Origin of the sequence: Calothrix sp. NIES-3974, assembly GCF_002368395.1 — a bacterium.
In the GTDB taxonomy this organism is placed as follows: domain Bacteria; phylum Cyanobacteriota; class Cyanobacteriia; order Cyanobacteriales; family Nostocaceae; genus NIES-3974.
In genome coordinates this window covers 4,398,417-4,414,945 of sequence record NZ_AP018254.1, presented here as the reverse complement: position 1 = coordinate 4,414,945, position 16,529 = coordinate 4,398,417, and the positions used below count along the sequence as shown (strand labels likewise).

11 protein-coding genes are annotated in these 16,529 nt (G+C 42.6%); 6 read left to right on the top strand and 5 right to left on the bottom strand.

Features of this window, described 5'->3' with window-relative positions; genetic code table 11:
• Positions 1–790: 790 nt before the first annotated feature.
• The gene (locus CDC37_RS17740) at positions 791–2,128 is read right to left on the bottom strand and encodes a hypothetical protein (RefSeq protein WP_172892795.1); all 1,338 of its coding nucleotides are present in this window, start codon (positions 2,126–2,128) and stop codon (positions 791–793) included.
• 1,341 nt (positions 2,129–3,469) lie between these two features.
• On the opposite strand from CDC37_RS17740, the gene fmt reads away from it, so the two are divergent.
• Positions 3,470–4,489: a methionyl-tRNA formyltransferase gene (gene fmt, locus CDC37_RS17730; protein WP_096623685.1), complete on the top strand. Its 1,020-nt coding sequence runs from the start codon at positions 3,470–3,472 to the stop codon at positions 4,487–4,489.
• 108 nt (positions 4,490–4,597) lie between these two features.
• Here the strand turns inward: fmt and CDC37_RS17725 are convergent, their stop codons facing one another.
• Both CDC37_RS17725 and CDC37_RS17720 read right to left on the bottom strand, forming a co-directional pair.
• On the bottom strand, positions 4,598–4,972 hold the full coding sequence (locus CDC37_RS17725; RefSeq protein WP_096623683.1) for a DUF6464 family protein: 375 nt from the start codon (positions 4,970–4,972) through the stop codon (positions 4,598–4,600).
• A gap of 150 nt (positions 4,973–5,122) precedes the next feature.
• A complete protein-coding gene (locus tag CDC37_RS17720; protein WP_096623681.1) occupies positions 5,123–5,923 on the bottom strand; it encodes a DUF1868 domain-containing protein in 801 nt (266 codons plus the stop codon).
• 407 nt (positions 5,924–6,330) lie between these two features.
• On the opposite strand from CDC37_RS17720, the gene CDC37_RS17715 reads away from it, so the two are divergent.
• Entirely contained in the window at positions 6,331–7,182 is an 852-nt protein-coding gene (locus CDC37_RS17715) for an SPFH domain-containing protein (RefSeq protein ID WP_096623679.1), read from the top strand.
• Between the two features lie 181 nt (positions 7,183–7,363).
• Here the strand turns inward: CDC37_RS17715 and CDC37_RS17710 are convergent, their stop codons facing one another.
• Complete coding sequence (locus CDC37_RS17710) at positions 7,364–9,652, bottom strand: RelA/SpoT family protein (protein ID WP_096623677.1); 2,289 nt, start codon at positions 9,650–9,652, stop codon at positions 7,364–7,366.
• Between the two features lie 101 nt (positions 9,653–9,753).
• A complete protein-coding gene (locus tag CDC37_RS17705) occupies positions 9,754–9,951 on the bottom strand; it encodes a hypothetical protein (RefSeq protein ID WP_096623675.1) in 198 nt (65 codons plus the stop codon).
• 25 nt (positions 9,952–9,976) lie between these two features.
• On the opposite strand from CDC37_RS17705, the gene patD reads away from it, so the two are divergent.
• The 4 genes from patD to CDC37_RS17685 all read left to right on the top strand — a co-directional run bounded on the left by patD (position 9,977) and on the right by CDC37_RS17685 (position 16,527).
• Positions 9,977–10,336, top strand: a complete 360-nt coding sequence (patD, locus tag CDC37_RS17700; protein ID WP_096623673.1) for a heterocyst frequency control protein PatD — start codon at positions 9,977–9,979, stop codon at positions 10,334–10,336.
• 126 nt (positions 10,337–10,462) lie between these two features.
• Positions 10,463–11,347, top strand: a complete 885-nt coding sequence (gene rsmH, locus CDC37_RS17695) for a 16S rRNA (cytosine(1402)-N(4))-methyltransferase RsmH (protein ID WP_096623671.1) — start codon at positions 10,463–10,465, stop codon at positions 11,345–11,347.
• A gap of 462 nt (positions 11,348–11,809) precedes the next feature.
• Positions 11,810–14,638: a HAMP domain-containing hybrid sensor histidine kinase/response regulator gene (locus CDC37_RS17690; protein WP_096623669.1), complete on the top strand. Its 2,829-nt coding sequence runs from the start codon at positions 11,810–11,812 to the stop codon at positions 14,636–14,638.
• A complete protein-coding gene (locus CDC37_RS17685; protein ID WP_096623667.1) occupies positions 14,635–16,527 on the top strand; it encodes a two-component system response regulator in 1,893 nt (630 codons plus the stop codon). Before CDC37_RS17690 ends, CDC37_RS17685 begins: the two co-directional genes overlap by 4 nt.
• Positions 16,528–16,529 lie beyond the last annotated feature (2 nt).

Below are 16,529 nucleotides of genomic sequence, written 5' to 3'. Positions count from 1 at the left end.
AGCGCTATACCCGCAGGGTTGTCGTAGACTAGCGCAACTACATGCCTTTTTTTACTCATCAAAATTAATGTGGTCGAGTAGTAGTCGCTCTAGCTAAAGCGCTATACTCCAAGTACAGTTCAATTAGACTTAAAAGCCTGATTATTGGGTAGGTTGGGTTGAAGAATGTAGAGGCAGTAGCCCTCGTGGAATGCGTCCCCCCGCGGAGCATCGGGACGAGATCATCACAAAAACTGTGTGAACTTATGGGTAAATTTCCACAAAATCAACAAAATCAACAGTCTATGCAAAGCCTCAACCCAACCTAGAGTTATCTTTAACACCAAACGTATTGCGCTATACCCGCAGAGTTGTCGTAGACTAGCGCAACTACGTGCCTTTTTTTACAGGTTTCTCATAAAACCCTAATTAACCTGAGTTCGGGTCAAGTCAGAAGCTAAAAAGCCTATTCTGTAAGGATTGGGAAAAACTCTAAGTAGTAAGACAAGCAATTAAATTACGACTCTTTTGTCAATAAGGGTCACAAATGAGACCAATCTTAATAATATGCCTTGTTGAGAAGAGTTTAAAACAGAGCTTCAAACTAAACAAAGAAAAATCAAGGGTTTTGAGGATTTCTTATCCCGAACTCAGGTTAATTACGTAGCTTGCTTCCCGCGTAGCGAGTATTACGTACGCGAAGCGTTGCCGTATGCTATTACGAATTACGAATTATTAAAAACATAGAGACATAGCTGTGGGCTAAGTCTCTAGTGCTTTGTGCTTTGATTGTCACAATCAATCATCTGGGTTAACGGTAAGCAACCTGGGGTCCAGCCCAAACCTGGGAAAGCTCCCGGTAGGTGACAGGTTTATCCACCTCCGATGCACGGGTGACACTGCCATCATCGGACACGCTAATCACTGGCCAATCTTCACTACCCATTTCCCCAGCCGAGAATAACACCCGGTCGGGTTGATTCTGACTCCAACCCAGTAAAATTGCTATTTTTTCCGTGTCGGTTTCAGCATGATGATCCACGGGACTCACGGTACGGGTATAGTTTTTATCTCTATTCCAAATTACCGCATAATCGGAAGCATGGGAGGTATTCATCACCCCTTCAAATCGTCTTGCTAAAAAGCGATCGCCTTGTTTTGACCAACTCACCGGAACTAATACACCTATTGTTCCCTCTCCATTCATGTCCTGAGCGACTTTAACGGGTATCAGTGCATCCCGGTTGCGAGAGGTGGAACTGACAACCTGCAGACGTTTGGTTTGTCGGTCTTCAATAAACAAAACGCTGCTTACCCGTGTTTTATGCATTTCGGGTTTTACTTCCAACTGCACGCGACTGTAAACCGCATAGCGTCCATCGGGGGAAACAACAGGATGGCTACGGTAGTATCGCGTACCTCCACCACGGGGACCAATTGCTTCCTGGGTGGCCATAATCCAATTCATCGGAATTGGGTAAGTGCTTCCTAGGGGGTCTTCCGAATCCCTCGCTTCCGGTTCTTGCTGTTCTAAAACTGGCACATCATCAAGAATTGGCTGAATATTGCGAATTCCAGGCTGTACTTTCGCTGTCAAGTATACCTGGTTTCCCAATAATCCTTCGCCATTACTACCTGCCTTCGCAGACTTTAATTTAGCAATTAAACTTGCCTGGGAACTACTACTATTAGCTAATCCCGCTCCCCCTGAATGATTCTGCAAAGGAGGAGCAAATTCCACTGATGCTAGGGGTTCCGGTTCCCTTGCTCCAGCCACTGGGGATTGACTTCCCGCAGTCACTCCACCCGCGTATGCCTGTAACAATCCGGGTTCAACAACCGCAATCATTTCCTCCCGCACCACTTGCTGTTGGCTGGCAGAGTTACCTGAAGAGTCTTGCAAATCCGAGTTCAAGCTCGATGCACCGATGTTTTCTTTAATACTAACACGGGATAAATTAGTTTCTTTCGCTGCATCCGCTTGAGTGGCAGCAATACCCTCATGATTTTTAATCGCTGATGACGATAAATTCACAGAACTTGCATGACTACTCGCTGCGATCGCAGGAGCAATCACGATAACGACTAGTACGTACTTCAAGAATGGTTGTACACGAAACCATCCCGACAACAAAAGGGTTTTCAGCATCGGTTGACTCTCTAGAAAGGGGTTGCTGTGCCGCATAGCAATGCTTTTTGAATTAGGTCATTAGCAGGCTGTGTTTACTTGTATAACATGTATAACAGGAAACTTATTCTGCGTGCGAATAATTTGCCTCTATGGTCAAATATTTATAATCTGCTAAAGTTTGATGAAGAAATCCACCAACTTTAGCCTTTGATATAAAATACACTTTACTTTAGCTAATTTCCGCATGTTACGGATACAAGCCAAGTTAAAAGTAAGCAAACCTCGCAGGCGAAGAGCATAATCAATGCTCTGATTTCAATTACCAAAAGCTATTTCTAAGTGTTTCTGCTTAAATCTATCAATCTGCGGAAACTGCTTCTGACTATTTTCCGAACACTTAGTTTTTGCTATCGTTGAAATCCGGTTTCTTGCTTATACGCACCAAGTCCAATACCAACCAACATCAATCGGTAGTAGATAAAGTTGGGGAATAAGTACAAGGTAAAAGTTGGATCAAAGGGCTTTTGCCTGGTTTGTGTTTCCACCAAGATTTAGTCAATCTCTACCGGAAAGCTCTGTAGGCGGTTTTTTTATAGATATCAATAATTCTGAACTAGGCAAATCCTAGGGATGCACTCACCTGACTACTACAGCATATACAGCGTATTCTGAGTAAAATCATGTTAATGAGTGATTAAAAGTGCTGAAACTAGCCTAATAACCCAATCGTGAACCTACGGATGCCGTACTTACACGTCGGGGGAACCCACTCATTAATGCTAACCGAAGATGTTGAAAAAAGCACGCTTTTCAACATAATTTTTGTTAATTGTCAAATGACGAATTTCACTGTACTGATAGGGAATACACGTTGTTTCTCGGCAAGGACTTTCTTTGCTGGGTAGATGCGGTCACTTAACTTATTGACTACCAGCTTTTTCCTGGGTTTCTGACTCTGTAGGTTATAGACCGGGGTGACGGATTGATTTTTTACTCCTTACTCCCCGGGTGTCCTAGGGATTTGTAATAAATCCGAATTTACAACTACATTATTTAATATCTAACCTGATTTTGCAACTGTTTGCAAGTATCTAGAGGATGATTTCTGCCCAATGATGCCACCATTTTAAATGCCTCTGAGATACTTTTGAGAAAGGAAATGTAATATTCTTAATATTCTGATTCATTGCCAGCGATTTATGATATCACCTCCACGAAATTTTTGTTTCCCTTGTTCCCCTGCTTGTCTAAATATCTCAACTTTAAAGTAAAAGAGGGCATAATCACCTAGGAATGAGAATTCTGTGTAGATTGGTATTAAGGCACTGAAAATTATTTCTGCAAATAATAAAAAGAATAATGAAAATAGTATTTTTTGGTACACCTCAGTTTGCGGTTCCGACATTAGAAAAATTACTTAACCATCGGGAAATGGAAGTAATTGCAGTCGTCACCCAACCAGATAAGCGTCGCGATCGCGGCAATAAGCTAACTCCATCTCCGGTGAAGGTGGTGGCTTATGAACATCATATTCCTGTTTGGCAACCGGAACGGATCAAAAAAGACCAGGAAACTTTACAAAAATTACGGGATACCCAAGCAGATGCCTTTGTTGTAGTTGCCTATGGACAAATTTTATCTGCGGAAATATTAAATATGCCCCGTTTGGGCTGTATTAATGTACATGGGTCAATTTTACCAGAATATCGAGGTGCAGCCCCGATTCAATGGTGTTTGTATAACGGCGATCGCACTACAGGAATCACAACGATGTTGATGGATGTGGGTATGGATACGGGAGCAATGTTATTGTTTGCCACCACACCCATCAGCATCCTCGACAATGCTCACACCCTCGCTACACGCTTAGAAAATATCGGTGCAGACCTATTATTGGAAACATTGACGAAGTTAGCTGCTGGGGAAATCCAACCCATACCCCAGGACAATAATCTTGCTACCTATGCCAGATTAATCACGAAGCAAGATTACCCAATTGATTGGTCAAAGCCAGCTTTCGCCTTACATAATCAGGTGAGGGCATTCTATCCCAATTGTTGGACAAATTGGCGTGGACAACAATTAAAAATTATTTCCACAATTCCTTTGTGTACAGATTTAGAGATATCAGAACTACCTGAAGATTTACAGAAGGTATTAGCCCCTAAGTTACCGGAATTTGTCAACCGAGTGGGAACACCAGGGGAAGTGATCGATATCATCAAGAACCTCGGTGCAGTTATTCAAACCCAAGTAGGTTGCTTGTTACTATTGTCGGTACAACCAGCTGGGAAGAAAGTCCTATCAGGATGGGATTTTGTCAACGGTTCCCGTTTACAGGTAGGTGAAATCCTGCTGGAGGGGAAGGTTGACTGTTAGTTGACTATGGACTGCAATTTGATTACAGGCTTGTAGAAAAATAGTAAAACTTCTGTACCGTAAACTTTGAGGGGTATTTTAGTCGAGAAAGTGCCAATAAATCAATGCCTAACTTTCGACTCCCTCACCACGAGAATAGTGTTGACAGGACTCACAGGGACCTTGGGGATTAACTGCACACCGAATAATTTCTGAATGGGCATTATAAATACAGGTAGCATCCCCTATTACCCAACATCCATTTACGAGACTCTTTTCTGTCGAAGACTGGACTGGTTGGACATAGAGGGCTATCTTAGACAAACAATATTGACCCGATTTCAGTTGATAGCGATGACGACGCTCTAAAACAGTGTAGGTTTGACCGTCTAAATCAAGGCAATTTCCCGCTTGAGGTGTCCAATCTAGTTTCACCTTTGCCAATAAACCACGGGAATGTATGAGAATCACCTCTGTTGGTAGAAAATCAGGTTCTGGAGACATTTTGCAGGAAGAATACAGGATACAGAATACGGTCGTCAGGAGGGGATAGGGGGAAACGGTTAATAATAGAACTTTCCCATTCCCCGCTCCCCTGTTTGCCTCAATGTATCAAATTAAAAGTAAAACGGTATCAGATAATTACCGCCTATCCTATTCTGTTCCAAAATCAAGGGTAGCCCAATCTGGTTGACGATAGAAATGGCTCATGTCATCAAATTTACGCAATTCAGCCCGATGAATAGTAAATTCCAGGGTTTGATCTAGCCAAGTTTGGTTGAGTTGATCGAGTAAATCCACAAAGCGATCGCGGTTGAAATTGGCTGGAATTGTCCGAAAATATCCCAGGGTAATATGGGCGGTCAGGTGATAGTGTTGTTCTATACCTAAAGCAATTAGTTGGGAGTTTTGGTACACTAGGCGGCGAAAATTGATGATTTGCTCATAATCACTGGCATTTCTGGGAACTAATGCCACGCCGATAGCCCGTGGCATGACAATTAAACCAGAATAACGCCAAATGATAGGTGTTTGCAAGTGTGGATATTTATTCTGATATTGCTGAAAAATACTCTGGATACAATCGCGCAACTCAACTTCATAATTAGGGTTGAGGGAGCAAGCGTTTTTGTAGGCACTATCCCAAATTAAATCAGCTAAAGTCAGATGGAAACTTGCTAACGGTAAAGCTACAATTAGATTAGCATCGCAGAGTAATTCCACCAATTGGCATTGGAGCTTGTGCAACTGAGTGTACAGTAGGGAGTTAATCGAATCATCCCCTTGAGGTGGAGTTATGATTGTGTAACCCGGAAACGGTGCGGCTTGGGAACCTTGGGATGGGGAATGATGAAACTTCGTGGATTCCTGAATATGTTGCACCTGGTTCTGATATGCCTGTGGTAAGGTCATTCGTACAATCCGATTGAGATAGGTTTGGTAGTTATCGTCCACGCTGATGATTCCTTGCCTTGATGATGATGGTAAGCTGTATCTTGCTTGATTTTAAACAGTAAATTGAAAATAGGGAGTGGGGAAGCGGTGATCGAGAAAATAGGGAGTGGGGAATAGGGAATAGGGAGTGGGGAAACGGTAATCCAAAATCCAAAATCCAAAATTGTGTTAGCTCTTGCGGTTAGATAGTGATGATGGTTTAATAGCGATCGCCTACTAGCTGGATGTATCAGATGTATCAAAAGTCAGACAAAACCTGTGTTCCCAAAAATACAAGCTAAATAAAACTACACTAAAAACTTAAAAACTATAGATGTATGAATGACAGGGGGGTATAAAACGCCTAGTATTAATCAATAAAGGAACTGATTAACTTTTACACCCCCAAGCTAATATCAGGAGAATATATGGAATTACCTCTGATTGCAATTGTTTTAGTTCTAATAGGGTATGCCTTTGGGTCTACCAAAATGATTAGTGAAGGGAATGAGGCATTAGTAGAAAGGTTGGGACGATATCATCGAAAATTATCCCCTGGACTGAATTTTATTGTGCCAATTATCGATGCGGTAGTCATGGAAGATACCGTCCGTGAGCAGGTACTCGATATCAAACCCCAACAGGTAATTACAGCCGATAATGTCACCATCGAAGTTGACGGGGTTGTCTTTTGGTCGATTATCGACATGGAAAAAAGTTTCTATAAAATTGATGATATTCAAATTGCCTTGGCTAACCTTGTCACTGTAGAATTACGGGCAACGATTGCTGGTCGCACCTTGGAACAAACTATTGCTTCCCGGAATGAAATGAACCAAGCTTTACTAGAGGTGCTCAATCGAGATGCATCGGAATGGGGAGTGAAAATCGTTCGGGTCGATATACAAAGTATTAACCCCCCAGAAAACATTAAAAATTCCTTAGCAGAGCAAAATGCCGCAGTAATTCGTAAACGAGCTTTAATCACAGCCGCAGAAGGGGAACAGGAAGCTGCGGTCAAACGCGCTCAAGCGACTAGTACGGCAATGGAAATTTTGTCACAAACCCTGCGTGCTAACCCCGAAAGTAAGGAAATTCTTCAGTATTTAGTCGCGCAAGAACAGGTCGAAGCAAGTCAAAAACTGGGAGAAAGCCAAAATGCGAAAATCGTCTTTCTCAACCCCGGAACTTTGCCTAAAGATACATTCGACCAAGTTCTAGGGGAAATAGTTGCTAATCAATCAGATAGCAATGGCATGAGCGAACAAGGGAAAGGGTAAGGATGGAGGAGACAGGAGATAGGATCGGGTCATCGGGAGTCGGGATGATCAGACATCTCCAACAAAGAAACTCAAATCCTTGTGTAGTTAGGGGTAATACGTAACCTCTGGAGATGTCAATATCATATACAGAAGTATTTATATATAAATCTTCTGCTACCCCTGCTCCCAAAAACTCCCCCTAGATACTTTCCACCTGGGACTCGTTGATTTGTCCGACGCGACGGATGTTGAGAATATCGCTCATTTTTTTAATTTGGACAAACACTTGTTCTAATTGTTTGCGATCGCGTATTTCTAAACCGAGGTCAATCCGAGCGGGTTGGTTAACGGCGGTTTTGACGTTGGCATGGGTAACGTTGATTCCCTGGTCGCGTAAGCGAGACAGAATATCCATCAACACACCCACCCGATCTAAAACTTCGATTTGGACGTTAACGGGATAGGTCGGTAAACGTTCATTGGTGGATGCATTTTCATTCCAGGTGACGGGAACTAGGCGATCGCATTCCACATGTTCGAGATTATGGCAACCTTGACGATGGATGGTAATTCCCCTTCCCCTGGTCACCACACCGATAATTTTTTCTCCGGGAATGGGTGTACAACAACCAGCAAGGTGGTAAACCATCCCTTCCACCCCGACAATCGGTGAGTCGCTACCACGGGAGGAAGGTGGAACCTCCCGCACTGTTTTCGGAGCTGTTTTCGGTAAGCTGCTAATATTTCCTTCCGCAAGAGGTGCTGGAGGTTGCTGTGATTTGACAACTTCCCGCCAACGATTCAAAACTAAATTAGAAGTGAGTTCACCATAACCCAGACCCGCAAGCAAATCCTCCACACTGTGGTAATTACATTTTTCCGCCACATTTTGCATCGGTTGGGATTTCAACACATTCTCAAATCCCACCTTCCCAATTTCCTTTTCCAGTAAATCCCGACCACGGGCAATATTTTCTTCCCGTCGCGATCGCTTATACCATTGTTTAATCCGATTTTTGGCTGCCGAAGTTTCAATAAAGTTCAACCAATCTAAACTGGGATGGCTATTTTTCTGGGTAATTATCTCCACGATATCGCCATTTTGTAATTTCGTTGACAAAGGTACGATTTTCCCGTTCACCTTCGCTCCTGCACAGTGATTCCCCACCTCGGTATGAATCCGGTAGGCAAAATCAACGGGAGTTGAACCCGCTCCCAAGGCGATTAAATCCCCTTTCGGTGTAAATACATAAACTTCATCCTCAAATAGATTCTCTTTGATACCTTCCATGTATTCCTGGGCATCATTCAAATCCTTCTGCCATTCTAAAAGCTGACGCAACCAAGTAAATTTTTCGTCAGTCGCACTCAACTGTTGCTGGGAATTACCCGCTTCCTTATACTTCCAGTGGGCAGCAATCCCATACTCTGCCACATGGTGCATTTCCACAGTGCGAATTTGTACCTCCAAAGGACGATTCCAAGGACCGAGTACACCCGTATGTAGGGATTGATAGCGATTCGATTTCGGTAAGCCAATATAATCTTTAAAACGACCAGGTATGGGACGGAAGACATCATGAACCACCGCTAACGCTCGATAACAGTCTTCATTGGTTTTAACAATAATTCGTAATGCTGCCAAATCAAAAATCTCGTGGAATTCCTTATTCTGGCGTTGCATTTTTTGATAAATACTGTATAAATGTTTCGGGCGACCGCTAATTTCCGCCACTTCGATCCCCGCTTCCTCTAAACGCGATCGCAGCATTTGCGCTACCTTATCCAACCGCTCTACCCGTGCATCCCGCTTTTCTGCCACCAGTTGCTGCATATTCCGAAATGCTTCTGGTTCTAGATACTTAAAGGCTAAATCTTCCAGTTCCCATTTAAAATGCCAAATCCCCAAACGGTTCGCTAAGGGAGCAAAAATATCACGGGTTTCTAAAGCGGTGCGACGACGACTTGGTTCCGGTACCGCATACAAAGTCCGCATATTATGCAAACGGTCAGCCAACTTCACCACGATTACCCGGATATCCTGAGCAGTCGCCAAAAACATCCGCCGAAAATTCTCCGCTTGACCTTCGGTTTTACTCTCAAAATTAATTTTAGAAAGCTTTGTCACGCCTTCAACTAAGCGTCTCACTTCCTCCCCAAATCGAGATTCTATTTCCTCAATTGTGACATCTGTATCCTCCACTACATCATGCAGAAACCCAGCTGCTATCATAGCAGGGCTACCCCCTAAATCTCTTAATAAACCAGCCACCGCAATGGGGTGAGAAATATAGGGTTCCCCGGACTTACGCCATTGTCCCTGATGGAGCTCATAGGCGAATAAGAATGCCCGACAAATTAAATCCGTATCTCCCCTCCTATGTGATTCATCACTTCCATCCTCTGGACAGGGATTACACTCCAAACAATGTTGTAACCATTCTGGAATTTTGATATCGGTGGGGGTTTTGACAAGTATGCTACTCATACGAACGGCTTCAGAGTTATATAGATAGTAGAATGCAACAATTAGAAATTAGTAAAGTTACTAGACACAGCAACTTGAAGTAAATGCCATTGAACGGCAAACTAATCCGCAATCAAAACTGCTGCGGATTCTTGACGGTGGGTCGATGGGATGGGTAATTGACTGGAAACCCTCAAAATCAAGGGTTTTGCTATCGGTGTAGGATATTCAATTGGTGTCAAAGTCAAAAACAAATAGCTCGCAGTCAAAACTGCAAAAATGTTAGAAAATTTAATTGTATCTGAAAAATTTCTTGACATTAATACTATCTCAAGAATAATCTAGATGTCTCTAAATCCTTCTCAATACAGTGCCTTCGCATCCCAGTTAGGGCAAATGCTGGATTTGCTCCAACATCAACAATCCAATAATCAACTAGATGTAGCAGATATTGATCGATCCCTGGCATCTTTACAGAATTTTTTCCAAACAAATATTATTCCCCTCTGCGAACTCGACCATGATACTGATGGACGCGAACAAATGTATCGTACAGAAATGAGTAAGCAGATGCGATTATTGGAAATAGATGTGACGTTTCTACGGAATGCTCGCCACAGCCAGACTCAACAAACCCGTTTAAAAGCGATTAATACCCGTTTGACAACCCTGGTGAGTTATTGTCAAGCTGCTAGTTCTCTGTAGGGAGTAGGGTGCAGAGGAAGTTAAGCGATCATTTCAGATGCTCCCTGAGACTGTTCAAGTTCTGTCGTGGATTGCTACGGAGCAGTTTCGTCACCAATCTCAAATCCAAAACCCCAAATCCAACAGATGCAAGATTCTCCCCTACCCCTAGTTAATAGTTTTTCCCATATTCCGGTTTTAAGTCAGCAGGTAATTGCTGGGTTGCAAGTGCGGGAAGGGGGTAAATATTTGGATGCAACGGTGGGAGGAGGGGGACATAGTAGTTTAATTCTAGCAACTGCAAATGTGTCGTTAACGGCTTTGGATCAGGATCAGGAAGCCTTAAATGCTGCTCGACAAGCTTTACAGAAGTATGGGGATCGGGTGAATTTTATTCACACCAATTTTGCTGATTATGATTTCCCCAAGCAGGAATTCGCGGGAATTTTGGCGGATTTGGGTGTGAGTTCCTACCAGTTAGACCAGGGAGAGCGGGGTTTTAGTTTTCGTCACCGCGCAAGGTTAGATATGCGGATGAATCAACAGCAAGAGGTGACAGCAGCAGATATCATCAACCATTGGTCAGAAGCAGATTTGGTAGATATCTTTTTTCGCTATGGAGAAGAAAATTTGTCGCGACGGATTGCGCGACGAATTGTGGAAAAACGTCCATTTGAGACGACGACTGATTTAGCAGAGGCGATCGCGTCTGCGGTTCCAGCGAAGTATCGTTATGGTCGAATTCATCCTGCAACTAGGGTATTTCAAGCTTTGCGAATTGCGGTGAATGATGAGTTAAGGGTGTTGGAAAGGTTTCTGAGTCAAGCACCCTCGGCTTTGATTCCGGGGGGGAGATTGGTAATTATTAGTTTTCATAGTTTGGAAGATCGAATCGTTAAACATTGCTTCCGGGAATCGAGTTTACTACAGGTCATCACCAAAAAACCAATCGTCGCTAACCCAGAGGAAATTCAGGAAAATCCGCGATCGCGTTCTGCAAAATTACGCATTGCCGAAAGGATTATGTTATAAATGTATTTCTCAAGGTAATATAATATACTTTGAAAGGAGAAAAAAAGCGTTTATCGCTGTTCTTCCTGTTGACCCAAAAATGTTGACCAGGAGTACAGACGCGATATGTCACGTCTGTAGGGGAATAGGGAATAGTAAACATAATTATATAACTACCTAGTCAAGTTAACTTTGTCGCGATAGGTGGTAGTCCTTCCACCAAGTTGCGCTACCAGTAACCACCTAAAACCTCTACCCAGTGAATTTTGCAGGATAAATGCCTTTGGCATTGAACCACCACGGCTAAAGCTAGGCTAATTTCCGTCTACCCCATTACTGACTACGGGTCTACCCTAGGGACTCTACAGTTTGCATGGGTGGAGACGAACAGTTGGATCGTCTACATGGGATTAGAGACGACCCGACAGGTTGTATCTACTTTGTACCTAAATATCTTCCTCTCTCCCATTCCCAATCCTATCTATGCATCGAGGAATTCAACGACTATGGCAAACAGTTGACGCTGGCAAAATAAAAATGCCCCTAGCGACGGTGTTGATTTTACCTTTTTGCTTACAAATTGTCACGGCAGTGGGTTTGGTGGGGTATTTATCCTATCGCAGTGGTCAGATGGGGATTCAAAGTTTGGTCAGGAGGTTAGAAACGGAGATGGGGGAGCGGGTGGAACAGTATTTAGATAGTTATTTGGGTGTACCGATGGCCATTAATCAAATTAATCGGGATGGGGTGGAGTTGGGTGTGTTGGATTTGGATAATTTTGATGTGCTGGGAAAATATTTCTGGCGACAAATGCAAGTCTATGAAGTGGGTTATATCAATTTTGCCAATTCCCAGGGAGATTTTATTGGGGTTGAACGGTTAGAGGATGGTAAATGTGTGATCCATGAGTCATCCCTACGGACGAATCGCACTCGACAGATTACCTGCAGCACCGACGGAGAGGGAAATCGAGTGACAGCAATTAAGAAGCAAGGGGTGTCCGAGTTGGTGGAGGAGGAGTGGTATGTGGATGCGGTGAAAGCGAAACAGCCGATTTGGACTCAGGTTTATCAATGGCATGATAATCCCAAGGTTTTATCAATTTCCCATAGTTATCCGATTTTCGACCGACGGGGACAGGTTCGCGGTGTGATGGGTGTGGATTTGATTTTGAATCAAATTGATCGGTTTTTGGAGCAAATGCAGGCGAATCATCCCGGACAGGTGTTTATTTTGGAACCGACGGGGTTATTGGTGGCTGTTTCCGATGGGACACCGACCCATACAGTTGTTGCTGGGGAGGTGAAAAGGATTAGGGGTGGGGATAGTAGTAATCCAGTAATTGCCCAAGCTACGGAGTTTTTGCAGGGAAAATTTGGTAACTTGGAGAAAATTACGGCTGAGTATCAGCACATTTTAGAAATTAATCAGGAAACCTATTTTTTGATGGTTAAACCTTGGCGAGACCACAAAGGTGTAGATTGGTTGATTGCGATCGTCATTCCCCAGTCCCACTTTATGGCACAGATTGACCACAATAACCGTATTACCCTGATTTTATCACTGATTGCTTTTTTTGTCGCCACGGCTGTGGGAGTATACACCGCACGCTGGATTGTCACACCAATTTTACGATTGAACAAATCAGCGAAAAGAATCGCTCATGGTGAGTGGGAAGACACAATTGCCATTGACAGGGGGGACGAAATTGGCGAATTGGCGGTATCTTTTCAAAGTATGGCTCGGCAATTACGGGAATCATTTGCAACTTTATCAGCCAAAAATCAAGAATTAATTAATAGTCAACGGGAATTGAGTCAATTCCTGGATGCTTTGCCAGTAGGTGTGTTCATTCTCGATACTCAGTCTCAACCCTACTATATCAATTCCGCAGCTACGCAAATGCTCGGTAAAAATGTTGTAGTGGGGAATACAAATAATAATTTGGGAGAAGTGTATCAAATTTATAGGGCTGGTACAAACTCGATTTGTCCCCATGAGTCTTTTCCCCTAGTTCAGGCCTTAAGGGGAGAGACTGTCAAGGTGGACAACTTAGAAATTCGTCACAACGGGATGACAATTCCCATCGAGGTACTAGCAATGCCAATTTACGATGAATGCGGATCGATTAAATTTGCGATCGCAGCTTTTGTGGATATTCGGGTGCGTCAGGAAGCGGAAAAACTGATGCGGGAGTACAATCGGGTTTTGGAACAACAGGTGAAAAAACGTACTAAAAATTTACTTGATTTGATTGATCAACTCAAACAAACGCAAGATGAGTTAATGCGATCGCAAAAAATTGCCGCAGATAGGCAAATAGTTGCGGAACGCGCAAATCGAGCGAAAAGTGAATTTTTGGCGAATATGAGCCATGAGTTACGCACCCCTCTCAATGCCATTTTAGGGTTTACAGAATTAATGCAAAAAGATGCGAGTTTATCCACAGAAAATCAACGCAACTTAGGAATTGTTAACCGTGCTGGTGAGCATTTATTGAATCTGATTAACGAAATTTTAGAAATGTCAAAAATTGAAGCTGGACACACAGATTTACATGTGAGTAGTTTCGATGTCATCGACTTACTAGAAAATCTCCGAGAACTGTTACAACCTCGCGTCCAAAGTAAGGGATTAAAACTTAATTTGCATATCTCCCCGCTAGTCCCCCGCCATATCCAAACAGATGAAATTAAATTAAGACAAATTTTGTTAAATTTAATCGGTAATGCCATAAAATTTACTCATCAAGGCAAAATAGCAATCAATGTTAACTACTTAGATGATCAACTATTAGAGGTGATGGTCATTGACACAGGAGTGGGAATTCCCCCAGAAGAAACAACAGCAATTTTTAACGCTTTTTTTCAAACCAGTGTTGGTCGTAACAGCCAACAGGGAACAGGATTAGGATTAGCAATTACCCGTAAATACGTCGAACTAATGGGGGGAACAATCGATGTTACAAGTCAAGTCGGTACGGGAAGTCAATTTCGATTTGTGATTCCAGTGCAAATTGGGGAGCAAGATGGGGAAAGGGTGAGCATTACACCGAGTAAGACCCAAAGGGTAAAGCTTTCAAATGAGGGCACTTTTTACCACAGTGAAATCATCCAAATGTTAGCAAGAATGCCACCGGATTGGCAACAGGCTTTACGGGACGCAGCTGCTAGTGGTAGTGATGATTTAATTTTCCAATTAACTCGACAAATGCCTACAGAAAATAGTACCTTAGCAAAATATTTGGAGGAATTAGCCGAGAATTTTCAATTTGAGACCATTATTGAACTGACTGAAAACAGGGCAGAATGAACGTCGTGCAGTTAGAAAAAAAATTAGCAAAACAAGATATTTTAATTATCGATGATACTCCAGACAACTTGCGGATTTTGTCATCTATTTTGATTCGTGAAGGCTACAATGTCCGCAAAGCATTAAATTGGCAAATGGCATCAACAGCCTGTGAAGTGCTAAAACCAGATTTAATTATTCTGGATATTATGATGCCAGAAGTAGACGGATATGAAGTTTGCCGACGCTTCAAAAGTAATAGGGAAACCGCAGATATTCCGATTATCTTTATCAGCGCTTTAGATGACGTTTTTGATAAAGTCCGCGCCTTCCAAGCAGGGGGGGTTGATTATATTATTAAACCCTTTGAATTTCAAGAAGTAATTATTCGGGTGAAAAATCAATTAGCACTACGTAATGCTAATTTACAAATCTGCCAACTTAATCAAGAACTAGAACAAAGGGTACGTTTGCGAACACAAGAATTAGAAACAGCCATGCACAACTTGCAACTGGAAATTGATTCCCGCAAACAACTGCAAGATAAACTACTTAACATTGCCTTACATGATGCCTTGACAGGTTTACCCAACCGAGTCTTATTTTTAAAACATATCGAACAAGCTCTGACTCAAGCTCGAACAGATAATCACTATCAATTTGCCGTTTTATTTTTAGATTGCGATCGCTTTAAAATAATAAACGATTCCCTGGGTCACTTTATCGGAGACGAATTATTAATCGCCATTTCCAAACGTATCAAATCAGTTTTGAGTCCCTTTGATATTTTGTCCCGCTTTAGTGGAGACGAATTTGCCATCTTCCTCGGTAATATTACTAGTATTGACATGGCAATCGATGTTGCTGAACGCATCCTCCACCAACTGACCCTACCCTTCCACATCAATCATAACGAGATATTCATGAACGCAAGCATCGGGATTAACTTTGCTCGTCCAGAATACTATCAAAAACCCGAATACCTACTGCGAGATGCAGATACAGCTATGTATAGAGCCAAAGCAATGGGTCGCGCTCGTTACCATGTATTTGACCCAATAATGCACGAAGAAGCTCTGCAACTGTTACAGTTAGAAAGCGACCTCCACCGAGCCTTAGAACGTCAAGAAATCCAGGTACATTACCAACCGATTATCGCCACAGCTACAGGTCAGGTGGTGGGTTTTGAAGCTCTAGCGAGATGGCAACATCCCACTAGGGGATTAATTATGCCCACCGATTTTATCCCCGTAGCCGAAGAAATGGGATTAATTTATCCAATTAACCTGTGGATTTTAGAAACAGCCTGTCGCGACTGGAAAAATTGGCAGCAAATGCGGCCAGAATATGCAGATATCAGCATCAGTGTCAATCTCTCTCCCCGTACCTTTACCCATTCAAATATAGTTAAAATTATTAGCAAGATTATACGTACAACCGGAGTTAACCCCAAATGTTTAGAACTGGAAATTACCGAAAATGTTTTGATGGAGAATTGCGAACTGGTTAAGGAAATGATTGATCAACTCAAACAGCACGGTTTGAAGATAGTCATCGATGATTTTGGTACAGGATACTCATCCCTGAGTTATCTCCATGATTTTCCCCTAGATGCCTTAAAAATTGATAAATCCTTTGTCAGTCGGATGCACGAAAACCCGAAAAATATGGGATTTGTCCCAGCTATGATTGGTATAGCCCATTCAATGGGAATGTATGCGATCGCCGAAGGAGTGGAAACACAACAGCAACTAGAACAACTACGCAATTTAAATTGCGATCGCGTTCAAGGATTTCTGTTTGCTCCCGCTTTAACACCAGAATCCGTACTGGAGTTTTTAGCCAACCATCAACAAGTCCACCAGAAAACCAGCAAAAATCAAACTTTTCTGGATTGTGGATTACTCTAACC